Origin of the sequence: uncultured Veillonella sp. (assembly GCF_900545205.1) — a bacterium.
Lineage (GTDB): Bacteria > Bacillota > Negativicutes > Veillonellales > Veillonellaceae > Veillonella.
Genome location: NZ_UQYC01000004.1, coordinates 20820 through 43209, shown reverse-complemented (window position 1 = coordinate 43209; position 22390 = coordinate 20820). Strand labels below are relative to the sequence as shown.

General features: G+C 38.6%; 19 protein-coding genes. 14 read left to right on the top strand and 5 right to left on the bottom strand.

Annotated features, from left to right (window positions below; translation table 11 throughout):
- The first annotated feature begins 110 nt into the window (after nucleotides 1-110).
- The 4 genes from QZR70_RS00910 to QZR70_RS00895 all read left to right on the top strand — a co-directional run bounded on the left by QZR70_RS00910 (nucleotide 111) and on the right by QZR70_RS00895 (nucleotide 5169).
- Nucleotides 111-1679, top strand: a complete 1569-nt coding sequence (locus QZR70_RS00910; protein ID WP_295792432.1) for an ABC transporter substrate-binding protein — start codon at nucleotides 111-113, stop codon at nucleotides 1677-1679.
- A 12-nt stretch (nucleotides 1680-1691) separates the two neighbouring features.
- Nucleotides 1692-2489, top strand: coding sequence for an ABC transporter ATP-binding protein (locus tag QZR70_RS00905; RefSeq protein WP_295792431.1), 798 nt, complete (start codon nucleotides 1692-1694; stop codon nucleotides 2487-2489).
- On the top strand, nucleotides 2482-3297 hold the full coding sequence (locus tag QZR70_RS00900; protein WP_295792427.1) for an ABC transporter ATP-binding protein: 816 nt from the start codon (nucleotides 2482-2484) through the stop codon (nucleotides 3295-3297). The genes QZR70_RS00905 and QZR70_RS00900 overlap by 8 nt, the downstream gene beginning before the upstream one ends.
- A 318-nt stretch (nucleotides 3298-3615) precedes the next feature.
- The gene (locus tag QZR70_RS00895; RefSeq protein WP_295792424.1) at nucleotides 3616-5169 is read left to right on the top strand and encodes an ABC transporter substrate-binding protein; all 1554 of its coding nucleotides are present in this window, start codon (nucleotides 3616-3618) and stop codon (nucleotides 5167-5169) included.
- 106 nt (nucleotides 5170-5275) lie between these two features.
- On the opposite strand, the gene QZR70_RS00890 is transcribed toward QZR70_RS00895, so the two are convergent.
- The gene (locus QZR70_RS00890) at nucleotides 5276-6211 is read right to left on the bottom strand and encodes a DUF3829 domain-containing protein (RefSeq protein WP_105084960.1); all 936 of its coding nucleotides are present in this window, start codon (nucleotides 6209-6211) and stop codon (nucleotides 5276-5278) included.
- Between the two features lie 315 nt (nucleotides 6212-6526).
- On the opposite strand from QZR70_RS00890, the gene QZR70_RS00885 reads away from it, so the two are divergent.
- The 8 genes from QZR70_RS00885 to QZR70_RS00850 all read left to right on the top strand — a co-directional run bounded on the left by QZR70_RS00885 (nucleotide 6527) and on the right by QZR70_RS00850 (nucleotide 14558).
- Complete coding sequence (locus QZR70_RS00885) at nucleotides 6527-9430, top strand: DUF3427 domain-containing protein (RefSeq protein WP_295792421.1); 2904 nt, start codon at nucleotides 6527-6529, stop codon at nucleotides 9428-9430.
- Nucleotides 9431-9436: 6 nt separating this feature from the next.
- Nucleotides 9437-9841, top strand: a complete 405-nt coding sequence (locus QZR70_RS00880) for a (deoxy)nucleoside triphosphate pyrophosphohydrolase (RefSeq protein WP_105084958.1) — start codon at nucleotides 9437-9439, stop codon at nucleotides 9839-9841.
- A 120-nt stretch (nucleotides 9842-9961) separates the two neighbouring features.
- Nucleotides 9962-10507, top strand: coding sequence for a hypothetical protein (locus QZR70_RS00875; RefSeq protein ID WP_295792419.1), 546 nt, complete (start codon nucleotides 9962-9964; stop codon nucleotides 10505-10507).
- 249 nt (nucleotides 10508-10756) lie between these two features.
- The gene (locus QZR70_RS00870) at nucleotides 10757-11575 is read left to right on the top strand and encodes a sulfurtransferase (protein ID WP_295792418.1); all 819 of its coding nucleotides are present in this window, start codon (nucleotides 10757-10759) and stop codon (nucleotides 11573-11575) included.
- Between the two features lie 91 nt (nucleotides 11576-11666).
- Entirely contained in the window at nucleotides 11667-11813 is a 147-nt protein-coding gene (locus tag QZR70_RS00865) for a hypothetical protein (RefSeq protein WP_241567136.1), read from the top strand.
- A gap of 149 nt (nucleotides 11814-11962) precedes the next feature.
- Nucleotides 11963-12718 (top strand): exodeoxyribonuclease III, encoded by a 756-nt coding sequence (locus tag QZR70_RS00860; RefSeq protein ID WP_054748264.1) that lies wholly within the window; start codon nucleotides 11963-11965, stop codon nucleotides 12716-12718.
- A 68-nt stretch (nucleotides 12719-12786) separates the two neighbouring features.
- A complete protein-coding gene (gene queC / locus QZR70_RS00855; RefSeq protein ID WP_295792415.1) occupies nucleotides 12787-13476 on the top strand; it encodes a 7-cyano-7-deazaguanine synthase QueC in 690 nt (229 codons plus the stop codon).
- A gap of 590 nt (nucleotides 13477-14066) precedes the next feature.
- Nucleotides 14067-14558 (top strand): QueT transporter family protein, encoded by a 492-nt coding sequence (locus QZR70_RS00850; protein ID WP_119208972.1) that lies wholly within the window; start codon nucleotides 14067-14069, stop codon nucleotides 14556-14558.
- An 84-nt stretch (nucleotides 14559-14642) separates the two neighbouring features.
- Here the strand turns inward: QZR70_RS00850 and QZR70_RS00845 are convergent, their stop codons facing one another.
- The 4 genes from QZR70_RS00845 to ispE form a co-directional block, all read right to left on the bottom strand.
- Complete coding sequence (locus QZR70_RS00845; protein ID WP_005385406.1) at nucleotides 14643-15899, bottom strand: Glu/Leu/Phe/Val dehydrogenase; 1257 nt, start codon at nucleotides 15897-15899, stop codon at nucleotides 14643-14645.
- A 277-nt stretch (nucleotides 15900-16176) separates the two neighbouring features.
- Entirely contained in the window at nucleotides 16177-17637 is a 1461-nt protein-coding gene (locus QZR70_RS00840; protein ID WP_295792413.1) for a sodium:alanine symporter family protein, read from the bottom strand.
- 145 nt (nucleotides 17638-17782) lie between these two features.
- Nucleotides 17783-18475 carry a GntR family transcriptional regulator gene (locus tag QZR70_RS00835; protein WP_024065887.1) on the bottom strand — a complete coding sequence of 231 codons (693 nt, stop codon included), beginning with the start codon at nucleotides 18473-18475 and terminating at the stop codon, nucleotides 17783-17785.
- On the bottom strand, nucleotides 18472-19368 hold the full coding sequence (gene ispE / locus QZR70_RS00830) for a 4-(cytidine 5'-diphospho)-2-C-methyl-D-erythritol kinase (protein WP_295792411.1): 897 nt from the start codon (nucleotides 19366-19368) through the stop codon (nucleotides 18472-18474). Before ispE ends, QZR70_RS00835 begins: the two co-directional genes overlap by 4 nt.
- Before the next feature lie 205 nt (nucleotides 19369-19573).
- Here ispE and QZR70_RS00825 point away from each other — a divergent pair, with 205 nt between their 5' ends.
- Together QZR70_RS00825 and QZR70_RS00820 are read left to right on the top strand one after the other, a co-directional pair.
- Nucleotides 19574-20503, top strand: coding sequence for a YitT family protein (locus QZR70_RS00825; protein WP_295792409.1), 930 nt, complete (start codon nucleotides 19574-19576; stop codon nucleotides 20501-20503).
- A 123-nt stretch (nucleotides 20504-20626) separates the two neighbouring features.
- On the top strand, nucleotides 20627-22264 hold the full coding sequence (locus QZR70_RS00820) for a phosphoglucomutase (RefSeq protein WP_295792407.1): 1638 nt from the start codon (nucleotides 20627-20629) through the stop codon (nucleotides 22262-22264).
- The last annotated feature ends 126 nt before the right edge of the window (nucleotides 22265-22390 follow it).

The window sequence follows — 22390 nt, the reverse complement described above, 5'->3', positions numbered from 1 at the left end:
GTGGATCCTAAAAATCAAGGTTAATCTTAGTTTTTGGAATCTTTATTAGGCCTTTGCGGCATAATAATGATATATAAGCTTTGTATATTGTGTTAATAAGGAGATTTTAAATGAAAAAATCTTGGAAAAAAGCCCTCTTAGCAGGTCTTAGCATTGTAATGATGGGGTCCTTTATCGCTGGTTGCGGCTCTAATAATAATGGTGCTGCTAATAAGGATGTTTTAAAAGTTGGTGTAACTAACTTCGCATCCACATTAGAACCTACTGAAAACTTCTTCGCTTGGGTTGTCATGCGTTATGGTGTAGGCGAAACATTGGCGAAGTTTGATGAACAAATGAAACCACAACCTTGGATTGCATCAAAATGGGAAGTATCTCCAGACCATAAAACTTGGACTTTCACAATCAATGACAAAGTGAAATTCTCCAATGGTAAAAAAGTTGATGCTGCAGCTGTTAAAGCATCTATCGAACGAGCTTTTGAAAAATCCAATCGTGCGAAAACATTCTTCGAATATGACTCTATGGAAGCTAATGGTCAACAATTAGTTATTCATACAACAAAAGAATATCCTAATATGCCTGGCCTTTTGGCTGACCCATTATTCTTAATTGTTGATGTCCAAGCTGAAAAAGATGGCCGTAACTTTGCTAAAGAAGGTCCTATCGGTACAGGTCCATACGTAGTTAAATCTTTCACAAAAGAACGTGCTGAAATGGCGGCCAACGAAAATTACTGGGATGGTACAGTACCTTTCAAAACTGTGGAAATTCCTTCTATCGACGATCCTAATACGCGTGCTATGAGCTTGCAATCTGGCGATGTTGATATGGCGGTTAACATCGGTCCTGGTGAAATCGGCTTATTCCAAAATAACGATAAGTTTAAGGTTGATGAAATTGCATCCCTTCGCGTAGTATTGGCTCGTATTAACCAAAAAGGGATTCTTGGTGATGACAAAGTTCGTGCTGCTGTTATCTCTGCCACAGACCGCAAAAACTATGCTGATGTATTGTTAAAAGGTACATTCATTCCTGGTTCTGCTCCAATTCCACCATCCATGGACTATGGTTTCAAAGATTTGAAAGATCCTAATGCCTATAATCCTGATCGTGCAAAACAATTGTTAGCCGAAGATGGTTGGAAAGATACTGATGGCGATGGCATCCTTGATAAAGATGGCAAACCATTAACATTCAACTTCGTAGTATATAATTCTCGTGCTGAATTACCACTTTATGCAGAAGCTGTTCAAGCTGACCTCAAAAAAGTTGGTATTGACATGAAAATTAAAACAGTTGACTATAACTTGATCGATAAAATGGGTCAAGATGGCGACTATGATATGCTTATCTCCAACATCGTAACTGCTAATACAGGTGATCCAATCTGGTTCTTAGCTAACTACTGGCACACTAATAACAATGGTTCCAACCCTCAAAACGGTTCTGGTTACTCCAATCCACAAGTTGACCAATTGTTAGATGCTGCTGAAACTGAATTCGATCCTGCAAAACGTCGTGACTATGCAATTCAAATTCAACAATTATTGATGAATGATGGTGCTGCATTGTTCTTAGGTTACCCTAAAACTAATATCGTTACTGGTTCTTACTTGAAAGGTGCTGTCATGTACCCAAGTGACTACTACTGGATTACTAATAAAATTACAAAATAATAAGGAGCTATAATGGCAGAAAACATACTAACTGTAGAGAACCTTAACATCGCGTACCAAGGTGTGCCTGCTGTTATGGATGTAAACTTTACCTTGGAACGCGGTAAGGTATTGACCATTGTAGGGGAATCCGGATCCGGTAAAACTACCGTGATCCGGGCCCTCATGGGTTTATTGCCTGTAGGTGGTGAGGTCACAGATGGTACCATGATCTTTAATGGTCAAGATCTTCGCACCCTATCTAAGTCAGAATGGAGAGCCATACGTGGTAAAGATATGGCCATGATTTTCCAAGATAGTGGTAGTGCTTTAGACCCAATAGTTCGCATTGGTAAACAGTTTAGAGAATTATTTAAATCTCATGTGGAAATTACCAATGATGAATGTGATCGACGAGCAATTGAGCTATTAGAATCTGTTTCTCTTCCTAATGGGGCAGATATATTATGTCGTTATCCTCACGAATTATCTGGTGGTCAACGCCAACGTGTGGGCATTGCTATGGCATTAGCGATGGATCCTGCGTTATTAATTGGTGATGAACCTACATCTGCTTTAGATGTAACAACACAATCACAAGTTGTTATGCAAATGCTAGAACTTGCTAAAGAGCATAATTCTGCTATCGTAATGGTTACGCATAACCTTGGTGTAGCGGCCTATATGTCCGACTATATCATTGTTATGAAAAAGGGTCGTGTTGTTGATGCTGGCACACCGCAAGATATTTTAGAAAATCCATCTAATGAATATACGAAACAATTAAAAGATGCTGTACCAACATTGGGAGGAGGTCGTTACATTGACTAACTACGCTGTAGAATTAAAAAATGTATATAAACGATTCCCACTTCCTACTGGTGGTGAGCTCGAAGCATGTAAGGATATCAATATTACCTTAGAAAAAGGCGAGTCCCTTGGGATTGTAGGTGAGTCTGGCTCTGGTAAAACGACTTTGGTTCGTATGATCATGAAGATGCTGCCTATTACAGAAGGCGAGATTTATGTAGATGGTGTAGAGATTCAACATATGAACTCTGAGCAAACAAAAGAATACCGCAAGAAAATTCAAATGGTATTCCAAGATCCATCTGCAGCCTTCAATCCGCGTATGAAGGTAAAAGATATTATTCTTGAGCCACTATACAACTTTGGTCTTCTAGAAAAAGGAAAAGAAGAACAGATTGCTGGTGATTATCTTGAAATGGTAGATTTACCTCGTGAGTTCATGAATCGCTATCCTCATGAAATGTCTGGTGGACAACGTCAACGTGTTGCCATTGCTCGTGCTATCGTATTAGAGCCTGAAATTCTCGTATTAGACGAGGCTACTAGTGCTCTAGACGTATCCGTACAAGACTCCATTGCCTATTTGTTGGCGCGTTTACAAAAGAAGAAAAATTTAACATACCTATTTATCGCTCATGATATTGCGTTCATTCGTACTATGTGCCACAAGGTGGTCGTAATGCACAAAGGCGCTATTGTTGAAGAGCTAGATGCATTTCACTTAGCTGATGCGAAGCATCCTTATACAAAAGTTCTATTGAGCTCCATCTTTGAAATTGGCCAAGATCATAAGCCACTTACTTTAGAAGAAGCGGCTGTAGAAGCATAGGACTTTGACACAACGTATCCGACTTCTCATTGTAGCGATCGCCTAGTGTATTCGACTAGAGGATTCGCCTACTAATATGGGTAAAATACAATAGGTACATATATAATAGCAGTTAGCTTTAGAGCTAACTGCTATTTTTGTATGTTACGTATCTATACAGATTTTCTCATATATATAATTATATCGAAAATTTTCTTAGAAATGATTGTGTTAACACTAAATATATAGTATAGTTGACTAAGTAACATACCCCCATGGGTATAATTGGAATATGCTCATATGAAGTGATATACATATAGAGAAAGGTTAGGTGTGTGAATGAAAGGATTACGTAAGGCATTACTGATTAGCATGATGCTGGGTGTTACGGTCCTTGGTACTGTAGGCTGCATAAATCAATCCTCCGATTCATCTAATGATGTATTAAAGGTAGGGGCAATTAGCTTTGCGGGTACCTTGGAACCAACAGAAAACTATTTTAGCTGGGCTGTTGTACGGTACGGTGTTGGCGAAACACTCACCAAGTTTGATGATCATATGAATGCTAAACCATGGTTGGCATCATCTTGGAAACAAAGTGATGACAAGCTGACCTGGACTTTTACCATCAACGATAAGGTTAAGTTCTCTAATGGTAATGCCCTTACTGCTGAGGCCGTAAAGGCGTCTTTGGAACGAACCTTTGCGAAGAGTAAACGGGCAAAAACATTCTTTAATTACACTGAAATGACGGCTAATGGTCAAGAGCTTACAATTAAGACTGATAAACCTTATTATAATTTGCCAAACTTGTTGGGGGATCCATTGTTCCTTATTATGGATGTAACTGCTGAGGCAAGTGGTCGTGATATAGCAAAGGAAGGTCCTATTGGGACTGGGCCTTATGTAGTGACATCATTTACAAAAGAGCGTGCTGAGCTAGCACGGAATGATAACTACTGGGATGGCAAGCCAGGCTTCGGTAAGGTTGAAATTCCATCTATTAACGATGCCAATACACGAGCTATGGCATTGCAAGCGGGTGATGTAGATATGGCCGTTAGCATTGGACCTGGCGAATATGGTATCTTCCAAAACGATAAGAAATTTACTATTTATGAAGAATCATCCTTACGTGATGTATTCGTTCGGATGAGCCAAAAAGGCAAGCTTAAGAATGCTAATCTTCGAGCTGCCCTTATTGCCGGAGCAGACCGTGAGTCCTATGCAAAGAACCTTATGAAGGATACCTTTGTTGCCGGTAAGGCTCCATTGCCACCGTCCATTGATTATGGATTCAATCAATTGCGGGACCCTAATACATATAATGTTGAACGTGCTAAAGAATTACTTAAACGTGAAGGTTATATTGATACAAATGGTGATGGTATTGTAGATAAAGATGGTGAAAACCTAGTTCTTGATTTCTATGCCTATACATCTCGCCCTGAATTGCCATTATATGCAGAGGCATTACAAGCGGACTATAAGAAAATTGGTGTAGATTTACAAATTAAGATCGTAGACTATGCTGTGATCGATACATTGGCGCAATCTGGAGATTACGATATGCTCATCTCTAGTGTAGTTACTGCTAATACTGGCCAACCTGTATGGTTCTTGAAACAATACTGGGGGACAGGTAGTGATGCAAACGGCTCTGGATTCTCTAATCCACGTTTCGATGAATTGTTAGCTCTTGGTGAAAGCGCTAACGATCCACTGGTGCGTCGTAATGCGGTGATCAATGCACAACAATTGATGCTAGATGATTCGATAGCACTCTTCCTTGGATATCCTAAGATTAATATTGTAGGGAATAACCATATCGATGGTATTAAGATATCTCCATCTGAATACTATATCATTACGAAAGACTTAAAACGGAAATAATTTTATTATATAAACTTATAGTAATGAAACTTGTTAATATAATTTAAAGTAGTTGTAGATATATCAAAAGAGGACTAGCCATGGCTAGTCCTCTTTGTGTAGTTAGTTATTTTTTCTTTTGCTCTGTTGCATCAAGTTCTGCCATATTTACGACATTTGCTTTACCAACCATTTTGTTATATTTTATAAAAAGTTGTGTATATGCTTCGCCGTAGGAAGAATTGATGATGATATAGTTGCGAGCCTCTGCGACAAATTCTTTTACAGAATCTTGATACTCGCGAACTGCGTTTTGCGTTTCTGATGTTGTACCAGGTTGTAATTTGTTGATGCGTTGCGTGATTTGTTGCAAGTTTGCTTCAACCTTTTGGGTATCCGTATTTCCATCTGGATCGATAAGATCGATTGTTTGGGCAGTCATGAGATTTAACTCGATGAAGTTAACTGCATTTTCACGTTTTTCACCTTGATATTCAGTCATGCGTTCTGTATAGAGCTCATTATTACGATTATCTAAGGCTAAATCTAAAGCGTTGTATGTAGCGTAGAATTGTTCAGCTAGAGGTACATACTGTGCCGCTAACTCATCGCTACCTTTGAAATTATCTTTTTCAAAACGACGTTCTACATAGTAGGCTTGCAATTGATCCGCAACAGGTATCAATTGATCTAGCACTGCTAATACATCATTAGTTGATTGATTTACATCTTCGTATGGAGTAGGGCTATCTTGCTTTGCAGCCTCTAATGCTGTTTTAAGATCTTTGTATTTAGGTAATGTAATCGTCGTGTTATGGGACCCATTACGTAACTCTTCAAGAGTTGGTTGTAATTGATTTGCATAGGCTACACTGTACGCGTTATATGAGTCTAATGCGACGATATAAGGTCGGATAGCGTTGATCTTGTCGTCAACGGTTGATCGATATAAAATTGTCGTTGTATTGGATGACAAGAGTGTATACACCCCGTAGATCCCACCACCGATAATAGCGATGCCAAGTATAACGGCTGCTATTAACTTGATGTACCCCTTTTTCAACTGCGCACGCTCCTTGAAAACACACTAACTCTTTTTGGATCCGTTTGGGCGGACTACGCCCCTAAGAGTAATTAGTTATATTATATCATAAACTTAAGTACCAAAAAAGACGTATAGAGCGGAGAATCATAAGTAATAGATGAAATTATGTTATGTGAACATGTATTAATATTTGTAATTAATGATTTGTAGAGGGATAGCCTTAAAAGGCTTTCACATAAATAAGCTATTCTGCATAAAAATATATTTCTCTAGACGCTACAGCTGCGGCTGGTATAATAGCAAGTATAGTATTCATTATATGGGGAGTTTTTTATGTCAGAATCGAATCGTTTGCTCAACTTTGCTACATCTTCAGAACTCATAGCAAATGGGGAAGGGCGCAATGTGCTATCTGCTATAGAAGATGGCTTGCGTAATTGTGATGAGTTTTTAATATCTGTAGCATTTATAACACCAGAAGGATTACTAACATTAAAGCCAATACTTAAAGAGTTAGAAAATCGAGGCGTACATGGTCGCATATTAACAACAGATTATCTTGGTTTTAATAGTCCACAAGTTCTAGAAGATTTAGGTAATCTAAAGAATATTGATTTGAAGGTATATTGTACTACTCAAGGTAGTGGACATGGTTTTCACACAAAGGGATATATTTTTAGGAAAGATGAATCCTATCAAATTATAATAGGTAGTTCTAATTTAACTATTAATGCGCTAAAGAGCAATAGAGAGTGGAATACCCGTTCTGAAGTACATGGTAGCGATACTTATGCTCGAGAGATTAATGAGGAATTTGAACTGTATTGGAATTCAAAATTTGCCATTCCTTATGAAGAGTTTATACCTTGGTATAAGCCTAGATGGGTTCGTCCAGAGCGTTTTTCACAAAGGTCTGTAGCGGAACAATTTAAGAAGGTAGATTTACCGGCCTTAGAACCTAATATGATGCAACAGCAGTTTATTGCCAACTTTAATGAATTAAGAGCGAATCATGCTAAACGAGGACTTCTAATTTCTGCTACGGGGACGGGGAAAACCTATGCAGCGGCTTTTGCGATGCGCGAAATGAATCCGAAAAGAATATTATTTATAGTGCATCGAGAACAAATAGCAAAACAAGCAATGGCAAGTTTTTCACGGGTTTATAATGATCCATCTATAACGTTTGGGTTAGTATCTGGTAATGTTAAAAAATATGATGCTACCCATGTATTTTCTACAATGCAAATGATGGGGCGTTATGATGTAATGAAACAATACGATCCAAAAACTTTTGATTGTATTATTATTGACGAAGTACATCGTGCAGGCTCTGAAAGTTATCAACGTATTATCGACTATTTTAAACCACAGTTTCTATTAGGTATGACTGCAAGTCCGGAGCGGACTGATGGTTATGATTTATATGAGCTCTTTGATCATAATATTATTTATGAAATTCGATTACAACAGGCTCTAGAGGAAGATTTATTGTGTCCATTCCACTATTTTGGTATTAGTGACTTATGGGTTGATACAGACGAACCGATTGGTGATATGGAGGTTACTTTTTCTAATTTATCAACAAAGGAGCGTGTAGATAAAATTATTGAAAAGATTCGCTACTTTGGACATAGTGGTAGTCGAGTAAAAGGCCTGGTATTCTGCAGTAATCGCGTTGAAGCAAAGGCTTTATCTGACGCTTTTAATGAGCGGGGAATTTATCGCACGGTACGCTTGACGGGTGAGGATAGCCAAGAAATTAGAGAGAAAACGATCGCTCGATTAACAGGAACTGGGGAGTATCAAGGTAGACTTGATGAGCAGTTAGATTATATCTTTACTGTAGATATATTTAATGAAGGCGTTGATATACCTGAAATCAATCAAGTTATTATGTTACGTCAAACTGAAAGCCCAATAATTTTTATTCAACAGTTAGGGCGTGGACTTCGTAAGTTTGAAGATAAGGAATATGTAGTTATCCTTGATTTTATTGGAAACTATACAAATAACTTTATGATTCCCTTGGCACTATCTGGTGATAGAAGTTATAACAAAGATACATTGCGTCGATATGTACAAGCAGGTAATCGTATTATCCCTGGTAGCTCAACAGTACATTTTGATAAAATTGCGAAACAACGTATTTATGAATCTATTGATACAGCAAAGTTTTCTGATATGAAATTAATAAAAGAAGCCTATTTTAATTTGCGCTTTAAATTAGGCCGTATTCCTAGAATTTCTGATTTTGCAGAGCATGGATCTATTGATATTAGTCGGATTTTCAATAAATTTAAGTCTTATCATAATTTCTTGATAAAAATTAAAGATAAAGACTATGATGTATCATTTACACCTATTCAGGAACGGATGTTACATTTTATATCTCAAAAACTAACAACAGGAATACGTGTACGAGAGCTATTAGTATTACAAGCATTATTAGAAGAAAAGCAGGATGTTATTACATATGTATCTAATGAGCTTTTAAATACATATAATGTAGAATTATCTGAGCATGGGCGAATTAATCTCATTAATGTTATGACAAATCAATTCGGTGTGAAAGCGGCACAAAAAACATTTGAAGATAGTGTATTTATTGAATTATCTAATGGTCGTTATGGAATATCTCAAGCATTTAAAGATGCATTAGAAAATAGTAACTTTAAAGAGCAAGTGCAAGAACTTGTTAACTATGGTTTGAAACAGTTTGATAATAAATATAAAGGTAAGATTTATCCGAATACTCCTTTTGCTTTATATGAAAAGTATACCTATGAACAAGTGTGCCAATTATTAGAATGGCCTCAAAATGAAGTGCCATTGAATATTGGGGGATATAAATTCCATAAGGAAACAAAGACATATCCTGTATTCATCAATTATCATAAAGCAGATGATATTCAAGATACTATTAAGTATGAAGATAGATTTGAAAATCCAGGATTATTGAAAGCTATTTCTAAAAATAAACGATCATTTTCTTCTGATGATGTGCAGACTGCATTTAATGCTGATGCCTTAGGTGTTTCTATGCACTTATTTATGAGAAAGAATAAGGATGATGAAGAGTCTAAAGAGTTTTACTATTTAGGTCCTATTCATTCTACAGGACGAGAACGAGCTAAAGAAATCTTTATGGCAAATGGTACTATGGCAGTAGAGCTAGAGTATCAACTTGAAGTGCCTGTACGGGATGATATTTATGATTATATTATTAATGGGTAAGGATATATGAGTGAAGAACGAAAACATATTGAAGTTGTAGCAGCAATTATCAAAAAAGATAATACTATATTAGCTACTCAACGTGGTTATGGTGATCTAAAAGATGGTTGGGAGTTTCCAGGTGGTAAGGTTGAGCCTGGCGAAGCTCACGAGGTAGCACTCAAAAGAGAAATACATGAAGAACTAGAAGCCGAGATTACCGTTCTGGAACATATTATTACTATTGAATATACAGGGTATGAGAAGTTTGATTTAACAATGCATTGTTATTTATGTTCTTTAGTAAATGACTCTGATATTACTCTATTAGAACATGAAGCGGCAAAATGGCTTTCAAAAGAGAATTTATACTCAGTAGATTGGTTACCTGCTGATATTGATGCAGTAGATGCGATCTCTAAACGTTTATAATTATTAGTGTTAGTATAAACTCTAGTTTTGTTATGTGAGGAGCTTCAAAAGATTGATGCTATCTAATAAAGGAGCTCTAGATTAGAGCTCCTTTTCTTTAGTGTTGAGAGAGGATAATTTATGTTGTTACGTCTAACTAGATTGTTTACTTTGATTGTTGCTTTTGTATGTATTTCTAGTGCAAGCTTTGCTATTTCTTTAGGTGAATTACAAAATTCACCACAGTTTTGGCGTGAGCGGCATAGCAGTAGTGTTGATGTGTATCTCGATTTAAACTCTATACAAAGTACACTTTATAACCCTCCAAAATATACTTTAAAATTTAAGGTATATACAGTTGATAAGAAAGATAAGTATATTGGTGAAGGCAATGTTATAGCCGATTATGATTATAATAAGTCCATAGAAGGCATAATAAAAAGGAATAACTTAGCAAAAATGCCGTATAATTCAGAAAAGGTTAAGTCTACAGTAAAAAAATCAAAGTTAAAAGATTCGGGAATTGTAAATAGCCTTAAAGTTAGTGCTATTTATGACTTTAATGGGAAGGAGATATACTCTGGAAATCCAATTAAGGCGGCTGGAAAAAGTAAAGTTGATGCAACTTCAAGTGGATATATTATCTCAGTAAAGGCATTTAAACAATATTATAAAGTTAACTTTTAATTACACTGTGGAAATTCTTTTCTTTTATAATTAAAATACATCAAGTTATATATGGGTATGCCTATAATGTAATATAGGCATACCTTTTATTTGTATGGATAGGATATTTGTGATGTGAAAGAGCTATTAGAACATATTAGCGTATTGTTTAAATTATATTTTGATATTCATTGTCCATAGCTACATATCGGTATATAATAATATTATCAAATTTGTATTTTTCGATATAATCAATGAAAGGAGTACAATATGTCAAATTTTATCACTCCTAAAGAATTATTAGCTTGTCTCGACGAGGTCATTATTTTAGATGCTCGAGGTTATCAAGATTATAAAAAAGGCCATATTAAAGGGTCTTACCCGGTGGATTTGGATAAGGATTTAACAGGTCCTTTGGGCGAGCATGGTGGTCGTCATCCGTTGCCAGATATGGAGCAGTTGGCTCATACGTTCGAGTCTTATGGTATCACTCGTGATTCCAAGGTTGTCGTATACGACTCTTGGCTTTTCTTGGCGGGCCGCCTTTGGTGGACGTTGCGCTATATGGGGTTATCTGATGTGCGCGTATTGTCGGGAGGTATTGAACGTTGGGTTAAAGAAGGTCATGTTCTTACTAAGGATCCTACTCCATTACCTACAGAACCAACAGTTTTTAATTATGAATTGCAAACTCACATGGTTATGAGTCGAGATGAGGTTCTCAAGGCTAGTGAAAGCGGCGATCATGTTATCATTGATGCTCGTGCGCCGTTCCGCTACGATGGGTCTCAAGTAGATACGATGGATGGCATGACTGGTCACATTCCTGGTGCTGTTAATCATTTTTATGAAAGTGGTTATACCGTAGATGGGCCTAAGTCTGTAAAAGATTTAGAAGCCGAGTACTATAATGAAATCTACCAAAATAGACCTGTTGTGACTTACTGTGGCTCAGGGGTAACCGCTTGTAATGCGCTGTTAACTATGAGCGAAGTAGGGCTTGAATCGGCTTTATATGTTGGTAGCTCTAGTGATTGGGTAACCTATGACGGTTTCCCACTTAAGACTGGTGTAGAAACATTACGATAATACAGGAGGGCAAATGAAAATATTAAAACATCTACTAACCCTTGTTGCGTTTGGTTATTTGTGTTATCACATCTATACCTTCGGGCCCGGCATGTTTAATGTTACGGTGTTGGTAATTCTTGTTTTATCTTCCATAGCTAATTATTTCCGTGAAAAACGTGAAAGTGATCTTAAAGCAAACGAAAACGCTCGAAAGGCTCGTGCGGAAGCAAGACATGCAAAGAAACACAAACAATAGTAATGTACAACTTTCTGGCTGAACTGTATAACATACTATAATTGCTAGTATAAATAAGAATATTTTTGAAATATAAGGAAAATGTTGAAATAGAGGCTTTCACAAATTATATTAGTATGTAAAAGCACTATTAGAATAAGGAGTAAGCAGTGAAATTAATTTCTTGGAATGTAAACGGCCTTCGTGCCGCTGTAACAAAAGGATTTATGGAATCCTTTAACGAACTAGATGCGGATATTTTCTGTTTACAAGAAACAAAATTGCAACCTGATCAAATTTCTTTGGAATTGCCAGGCTATGAGCAATACTGGAATAGCGCTGTGAAAAAAGGCTATAGTGGTACGGCTGTATTCACGCGTATTAAACCGTTGTCCGTAACTAACGGTATTGGCATTGAAGAACATGATCAAGAGGGCCGTGTTATTACTGCTGAATATGATAATTTCTATTTAGTATGCTGCTATACGCCAAATAGCCAACGTGAATTGGCTCGTCTTGAGTACCGTATGACTTGGGAAGATGCATTCCGTAACTATTTGCTTGAATTAGATAAGAAAAAACCAGTCATTCTATGTGGTGACCTTAACGTAGCTCACCAAGAAATCGACCTTAAAAATCCTAAGACAAACCGTAAAAATGCAGGCTTCTCCGACGAAGAACGGGCTAAAATGACAGAACTGTTAGGTGCTGGTTTTACAGACACATTCCGTCATCTTTATCCAGATGCTATTGAAGAATACAGCTGGTGGTCCTACATGGGCAAAGCTCGTGAGAGGAATACAGGATGGAGAATTGACTATTTCATCACCTCTAAACGTCTTGACGACAAAATTCAAGAAGCTAAAATTCACCAACAAATCTTTGGCTCTGATCACTGCCCAGTAGAATTAGATATCGATTTATAATATATTGAAAGTATAATCTACAGCCTCATCTTAGGATGGGGCTGTTATAATAGGTGAAAGGAGACCTTATGGCTCAAAAACAAAAGGCTGTTGTCTTATTCAGCGGTGGGGTAGATAGTACTACATGTTTAGCGCTAGCTATTGAAAGATTTGGTAAAGACAATATAGTGCCGTTATCCATTCAATATGGTCAAAAACATAGTAAAGAACTAGAGGCTGCTGCATCTATTCTCGCTTATTATGGAGTTGAAGGTAAAACGATGGATGTCACTAAATTGTTTGCTTTCAGCAATTGCTCTTTATTGACCCAATCCACAGAGGAAATACCTCAAGGTTCATACAAGGAACAACAAGAAGCAGAAGGGGAAGGTACGGTTAGCACCTATGTGCCATTTAGAAATGGTCTTTTCCTATCTGCGGCGGCTTCCTTAGCCTTATCTCTAGACTGTGGCTATATCTACTACGGTGCCCATAGCGATGATGCGGCTGGTAACGCATACCCAGACTGTACAGAACACTTCTATAAATCTATGGGCGATGCTATCTTCGAAGGATCCGGCAAAGAATGCTCCTTAGAAGCACCATTCATCAACCATAACAAAGCAGACGTCGTAAAAGAAGGCCTACGACTCGGCGTACCATACCACCTAACATGGTCCTGCTACGAAGGCGACGACAAACCATGCGGACACTGCGGCACCTGTATCGATAGAGCCGAAGCATTCCGCGCCAACGGCGTCGAAGACCCAGCACAATAATAGAACTTCTCTACACCCACCAAAACTGGATTATATTAGTAGCCGCCATTTAGGTGATTACTTTGCATATAAACTAGTAGATAAGATACCATGTTTGCCTTGAGGCGGACTTCTACGTCGCTAACTCTCCTCAACTGGCTTAGACTAGTTGAGGCGCTTTGATGAGTAATATACTTCGTATTATTTATCATTTGGGGGATGCTAAGTTAAAGCGGCCTTTAGAATTACTAATATACGTAACGTTGATTTGCTAAATTCGCAGTGGCAGGAGATACCTTTTCAAAGAGCGACTTTGGCAGGTCGAGGCCCTAGGCCGATGACCGTATAGCCAGTGGAGCGATGAGGAAAGGTATCTCCTGACACCCCGTCCTTACCAACTTAACACTAATAGTAGATTTACATATAAGTCCGCCTACAACCAAATTGATTGCGAAAATATTAGATATATGTTAATATTAGAACTGCCTAAAGGCGACAACTAAATAAGACAGTTTGAAACCATCCTGTCTCTAAACAAAACTACGGAAATTCATAAGCATTTATAGCATGGTAGTTTTGCCATGCTTTTTTATTTTGAGGAGGTGAGTGTTATGATTACTACACGTAAATTGACTATTTCTGCCATGGTTGTGGCATTGTACATCGTCGTACTATATTTAACGCAAAGCGTTTCTTTCGGAGCGTATCAAATTCGTATAGCAACATCATTATATGCACTTGCTTATGCCTTTCCGTTTTTGGTAATTCCAATGGGGATTGGTAACCTCATTTCTAATTTCCTATTCGGTGGTCTCGGTATCCTCGATATGGTAGGTGGCTTTGGTGTTGGCATCTTAACAACAGGTATAATCGTAGGTATGCGTAAGCTTGGCCTTAGTGCTTGGTGGGCAATTTTGCCTATTATCTTTGTTCCAGCATTATGTGTACCGTTATGGCTCAGCCCATTACTTGGCCTTCCATACTGGCCATTGGTATTGAACCTCATCGTAGGTCAAACAATTCCAGCAGTGCTTGGCTCTGTTTTGGTGAAAGCATTGATCAGCCGTCCTAGCATGGCTGCTTTATTAGGTGCTTTCAAATAAAAAAATTATAGTGAAACAAAAAGGCGTAAGCTCGATATGAGCTTACGCCTTTTTTATGGCTAAATGTTATGGAGGTTGAAAGTATTAGCAGTTGTAGCCGCGCCATTTAGTTTCTACTACGAGGCGTTCAAGGGCAACCATGTACGCTGCTTGACGAGGTGGTACATTGTATTTATGTTGCATTTCCCAAACTGCTTCAAAACTATTTTGCATATTTTTAGTTAAGCGTTCATTAACTTCTTCTTCAGTCCAGTAGAAGCTTGCTTTGTTTTGTACCCATTCATAGTAGGATACAACTACGCCGCCGCCGTTTGCAAGAACGTCAGGAATGATGTCGATACCTTTTTCATAGAAGTATTTGTCTGCATCATTAGTAGTAGGGCCATTAGCACCTTCCAAGATGATTTTAGCTTGGATGTTTTCCATGTTGTCTTTGTTCAATTGGTTTTCAAGAGCTGCCATGTACAATACATCAACTGGTTGAGCCAATAATTCTTGCGCACCAATTGTAGTCATACCTGGCTCGCTGTAACCTTCAAGGGAACGACCATGGGAGTTAGCATATTCGTATGCTTTTTCCACATCAATACCGTTAGGATTGTAGATGTTAACGCTTACGTCGCCGATAGCAACAACTTTAGCGCCTGCTTGCGCAATGAGACGAGCACCTACGGAACCTACGTTACCGAAGCCTTGAACTGCTACAGTAAGGTTTTTAATGTCTAAGTTTTTCTTAGCTAAGTAACTTTGTAATGCGATGAGACAGCCGCGACCAGTTGCTTCATTACGACCTAAGGATCCGCCTACTTCAATAGGTTTACCAGTAACGATACCAGGGCTCCATTCGCCTTTTAATGTGCTGTATTCATCAGCAATCCAGCTCATGATTTGGGCGTTTGTATTTACGTCTGGTGCAGGCACGTCAGTATTTACGCCAATGATAGGAGCAATACGACGTACAAAGTTACGAGTCAAGCGTTCTAATTCGCGAGGGTTCAATGTTTTAGGATCAACCTTGATACCGCCTTTACCACCGCCATAAGGAATATTAGCGATAGCATTTTTAATAGTCATCCAAGCTGCCAATGCACGAACTTCGTTTTCGTCGGAGTCAGGATGGAAGCGAAGACCACCTTTAGCGCTACCACGTAATGTGGAGTGTTGGCAACGGTAACCTTCATATACGCGAACTTCACCATTGTCTAGTTGAAGAGGTACAGCTACTTTTAGTTCTCGTTCAGGATGACGTAATACTTCGTACTCACTACGAGAATAACCGAGCTTTTCTGCTGCTACATCTAACGTATTTAGCATGTTTTCATAAGGATTATAACCACTCATAATAACCTCCTGTATATAAGAGTAAATTAAGTTTTGCTAATTTTAGACATACTGTAGTATTCGACGTTGTATACATAATACCCTTTATAATTTTATAACTATATTCTATAGTTTTTAATGCTTGAAAAGTGTATAGAATATAGATATTTACTGTGATTATAGTCACTCCTGGAGTTAGAGGTAAATCGTAGTTTTTACACTATAAATGGATACTTTTACAAAAAATAAAAAGAGACCGATGAAAGATACTTTCACCGGTCTCATAAGAGAATATATTTTATTTTTCCATTGTATCTTCCACTGGAGTAGGAGGTACAGAAGAGTCTGTAGTTTGACCGTCACCCCACCATACGATACCGTATGAATGATTAAGAACAGAACGGTTAAATACAGGTGTTTCGATGCCTGCCTTGCGTTGTTTGATATAGTCATCAAGAGCAAGACCTGCAGTACGTCCCATACGTACGATGGAACTAATATTAGTTAATACTAAGAAGGCCATGAATAAATCGGCTAAATTCCATACTAGATCAAGGGAGGCAATAGAGCCTACGAATGTCATGATTATTACACCAATACGGAATAAATGAAGATAGAATTTCTTTTCTGTTAAGTGGCTAATATTAATTTCGCCGTAGTAATAGTTACCAATTAAGGAACTGAAGGAGAACATTACGATAAAGATTGCTACCGCTGTTGGAGCCCAAGAACCAAGTTGTTGTTCTAGATTATGTTGTACTAGAGCAACACCAGTTAAACCTGTTGTGCTATAGTCGCCAACCATGAGTACAATGAATGCTGAAGCTGTACAAATGATGAAAGTATCAAGGAATACACCAAATGCTTGTACAAGACCTTGTTCAACAGGATGGTTAACAGCCGCAGTAGCCGCTGCATTAGGCACAGAACCTTCACCGGCTTCGTTGGAGAATAGACCACGTTTAATACCATTCATTACAGTAGCACCTAATAAGCCACCACCTGCTGCTACTGGTTCAAAAGCAGAGGAGATAATAGTATAGATTACATGTGGGAATTGAGTGATATTCATAATGACTACGAATAATGCAGTAGCAATATATAAAACCGCCATGATAGGAACGATGATTTCAGATGCTTTTGCAACGCGATGAATACCACCAAAAATAATGAGGCCAAGAAGTATTGCTACTACAGCGCCTGTATAGGATACATCAAAGTTGAATACTTGAAGAGATGCAGCTAATGTATTAGCTTGTACAGAGTTGTAAATCCAACCGTATGTAATACTGATCAAAATTGCAAATAAAACAGATAATGCTTTGTTGTTTAAGCCATAGCGAATATAGTATGCTGGGCCGCCGTAAAAGCCGCCTTTAGCAACAGGTTCTTTGTAGATTTGTGCTAATGTAGATTCGATGAAACCTGTAGCAGCACCAATAAGAGCGATAACCCACATCCAGAAAATAGCACCAGGACCACCGAGTACAACAGCAATCGCAATACCTGCGATATTACCAACACCTACACGAGATGCGGTACTAACACAGAATGCTTGGAATGAGGATACATGATTTTTTTCTGTAGAACTACCTGCACCATTGATTACGAGGCGAACCATTTCTTTGATCATACGAATTTGTACAAAATTCGTTGTCATCGTAAAGAAGAGACCTGCGCCGATGAGGATAAAGATGATGAAATAACTCCATAAATAGCCATTAATGGTAGAAATAGCATCATTGAGCATTGCTTCCATAAAAACGCTCCTTTCTCATAAAAAGAATTCTTATAATTATTAATAATATTGTATCAATTTCTATAGACTATGTAAAACAAAATCCCTCACAAGAGTGAAGGATTTTATTAATAGTTTATTATTGTATAGCAACTAAGATGTTTCTTTAAGCTTTAGTGAATTCCGGTGATTCCTCCATGCCTTGTAATAAGGTTTGTTCGGAATGTTCCATGTGAATTCTTGCCAACTTACGAGCTTGAGTAGCATTATGTGAAGCAATGGCCTCCACCAATTGACGGTGCTCTTCCCATGTCTTTCTTAGTCGGCCCGGTTGATTCATAGAGAAGCTACGGAATCGATAGGTTTGCTCCCGCAAGTTGTGTACGATATCTGCTAAACGTTCGTTACGAGATGCACGATATAGTACTTCATGGAATTCTACGTCTGCTGTTACGACGGACTCCATATCTTTATTCTCCATATGGTCGCCGATCGCTACGAGCATTCGTTCTAGTGTTTCGATTTCCTCTTCGGTTATGCGTTCGGCAGCAAGGCCTGCTGCGAGTTCTTCTAGGGCAGACCGAATTTCAAATACTTGAGTAATATCCTTTAACGATATATTGGCTACATATGTACCACGGCGAGGAACCATGACAACAAAACCTTCGAGCTCAAGCTTACGAATGGCTTCGCGAATTGGTGTACGGCTCACACCGAGTTCTTCAGCTAGAGGAATTTCCATAAGGCGTTCGCCTGGTTTTAACACGCCGTCTTGAATGGCTTGACGTAATGTTTCACTTACGACTTCGCGTAGAGGTTTATACGCATCTAAGCGTATTGGTTGTAACCGTTTTGTCATGGTAAGTCCTCCTGTGTACATGTTTTTGTAATGAGCGATAGCCAATCATGGCCTGCTGCTTTGATCTCTTCTTGCAGTTGTAATGCTTCCATTGGTTTATCCAGCAATACCACCATTGTAGGACCACTACCGGTCATAATCGTTGGATATTCACGACTAGTGAAGAATTCTTTACAAATGACAAGTTCTTCGTGGTCAGGGAAGAGTAGTTCTTCAAATGTATTAGCACTAGCAAGGAAAGCAGATTTTAAGTCATTGTTTTCTAAGTGATTGTGGACGGCATCTATGGTTTGCTTTGTTGCCACTGATTTACCATTGAAGCGTCCATAAGCAGCCCCTGTAGATACAGAAACCTTAGGCTTCACTAGCAATAGCCAATGTGGCGCAGGGGATTTTCCGTACGTTAATATTTCGCCACGCCCTGTGCCACGTGCTGTACCACCTTGCAATAGGAATGGCACATCGGATCCAAGAGTAGCACCGATTTGTAAAAGTTCCTCTTGGGTGAGTCGTAAGTCCCAGAATCGATTGAGACCTACTAACATAGCAGCCGCATCAGCACTACCACCGCCAAGACCGGCTTGAATAGGTACCCGTTTTAATAGGTGAATGGCAGCTCCTGCTTTGCAGCCGGTATATTCTTGGACTGCTCGTAATGCTTTGAGGGCAAGATTTTCTTCACCATAAGTAACTAATTTTTGCATATACTCAGGTAATTCTGGAGCGCCACCGGAGAAAACTACGGAATGATGCTTCGCAAAATAAATGGAGTCGCTAAGGCGAATGGATTGGAAGATAGAGTCGATATCGTGATATCCGTCTTCACGCTTGCCCGTAATGGCAAGTCCAATATTGATTTTACTGCAACCGAGTTGCTCAAAACTTTTACTCATGATAGCCTCGTTTGTAACATACAGAATATATGCAATTTATATGTTTATTTTATACTCTTATAAAGTGATTGAAAATAACCATTAAGTGGTTTATGATGAATTTGTATACGCATATTGTTTTATTACTAAATGTATTGTAAATAGCGTATGTTTTAGTTAGTTCATTATAGAATATTTATAGTGAAATGGCAATTTGGAGGAAGCTATGTTCGCTAAGTATAAAAGTGTTATCTATGAAAGCCTTATGGTCATTCTTGGATGTGCCATATTTGGTGCCGGCCTTGATGCCTTTGTATTGCCACACAAATTGGTGAGTACTGGTATTAGTGGGGTAGGCTTGATTTTGTATTATTTAACGGGCTTATCCGTTGGTTCTTGGAATATGATTTTAAATATTCCTATATTCTGGGCTGCTTGGAAGTGGCTAGGCACCCGTGTTGTTATCAAAACCTTGTATGGCACATTGATGCTGTCTTGGATGGTTGATTTATTTAACTTCTTGCAATATGACATGATTATTAAGGATCCTTTATTGAGTTCCATGATGGCTGGTATTACTACTGGTGTAGGCCTTGGCATTGTGTACCGCGTCGGTGGTAACACGGGCGGTCTTGATCCGATTGCTCTTATTGTACGCAAGTATTATGGACTTCAAATGGGGTCCATTAATAGTGCCATCAACTGTGCTATTCTTGTGGCCGCCATTGGTGTTGTTGGCCTTGAAGCGGTTGCGGTTACGCTTATTAGTGTCTATGTGTATACCATCATCACGAATAAGGTGGTTATCGGCTTTAATCAGCGGAAGGTTGCTTTCATCATTACCTATCGTACTGATGAGGTGTGTGAATGTATCATCAATAAGGTTGGTCGTGGAGCAACTATCATTAATGGTATTGGTGCTTATACACGGACACCGAAGCAAATCGTTATGGTAGCCGTTAATCTTTTGCAAGTAAATAAATTGAAAGAGGTTATTCAAGAGGCGGATCCAAATGTATTTATCTTGATAACTGATGCGCAAGAGGTCATTGGGCAAGGCTTTACGCAACCGATTATTCCTACTGAAGTGTGTGAACAGTTAAAAGATAAGAGTACCACACAAGAGGATAATACACAGACTGTACATAATCGCTAAGTAAAGCAAAATGTAAAATCAGAAAAGTAAAATTCAAAATGTAAGCATTAGTCATCTCATATTAATTATGTGTAAATATAACATTTTATGAATGACATATACATTTGAGATTAGGAGGTTCCTATGGCTCATAAATTAGCAGGTACGCCTGTACAAGAACAAGATATTATAGATGTACAAACTCTGGTAGATGCCTATTTTGACAATGCGCCAGATGTAACTGATCCGACACAACTCGTATCCTTTGGTACATCAGGCCACCGTGGTACCTCTTTAAATGGTACCTTTACGGATTTACACGTAGCGGCTATTACACAGGCAATCTGTGATGGTCGTGGTCAATTTGGTGCGACAGGACCCATTTTTGTGGGCCAAGATACACATGCTTTATCTCAGCCTGCATTAGTAACAGTGCTTGAGGTACTTGCTGGTAATGGTGTGACTGCCATGGTTGATGCGGATATGGACTTTGTTCCAACGCCATCTGTGTCTCGTGCAATCATTCGATATAATGAAAGTAACGATAAAAAAGCAGATGGTATCGTTATTACACCATCTCACAATCCTCCAGATAATGGGGGCATTAAGTATAATGCTACCAACGGTGGCCCTGCAGATACGTTGATTACAAAATGGATTGAAACCCGCGCCAATGAGTACGTTCGTGCTTATTGTGGATTAGAAGGGTTCAAACGCATTAGTATTGATAATATTGAACCAGATCAACAAGTTCCGTATGACTATAAGGGCTTATATGTGGAAGAATTATCCTCTATTATTAATATGGAGGCCATTCAAAGTGCGAAGCCTAAAGTTCTTGTCAATGCATTAGGTGGTAGTGGCCTTGGTTATTGGCGGGCCATTAAAGAACGATATAATCTTAATATGGATATTATCAATGATGAGTACGATCCAACCTTTAGCTTTATGACCTATGACCATGATGGCAAGGTGCGTATGGATTGTTCTTCTGAATATGCGATGGCGGATGTAACTAAACAAATTGGCAATTATGATCTCGCTGTTGGTAATGACCCTGATTATGATCGCTACGGTATCGTTACTGCAGAGGGACTTGCTTCTCCTAATGCGTTCCTTACGGTTGCTGCAGATTATTTGTTTACAACCCGTGGTTGGACAGATAAAGGGGTAGGTAAAACCGTTGTTTGTACCACTATGATTGATAAATGGGCGGCTGTTAAAGACATTCCGGTTTATGAGGTTCCGGTAGGCTTTAAATATTTTAGCTCTTTATTATTTGATGGTGAGATTGGTATCGGCGGTGAAGAATCTGCAGGCGCATCGTTCCTTAAAAAGGACGGCACCGTATGGACTACCGATAAAGACGGCATGGTAATGGCGCTTCTAGCAATGGAAATGTATGCCGTTATGGGCGCAACTGTTGATCGCCTCTACAATAATATTGTTGAAGGTTGTGGTGACCCACGATTTGGTCGCATTGATGCGGCTTGTACAAAGGCAGCAAAGGCTAAGTTGAAACAGTTGAATGCAAGTTCCATTACAGCTACAGAGGTAGATGGAGACGCTATTACTAATATACGCACTACATCCTTATACAAGGATATGCCCATCGATGGGGTTCGCGTAGAAACTGAAACAGGTTGGTTTGTAGCGCGTCCGTCCGGTACAGAGGATTTGTATAAAATTTATGGTGAAAGCTATAAAGGGGATAAAGGTTTAGTCGCGTTATTGACAGCAGGAGAGGCTATCGTAACGGCTGCATTATCCGACGAAGTGTAAAATACTATTTTTACATGAAAACTCATGAAGATTTCACCGTAGAAAAGTAATAAATGTGATATAATATATTAATATAGTTTATTGAATACCCTATATGGGGCAAATAGTTTGTAGTGCTCAGAAAAG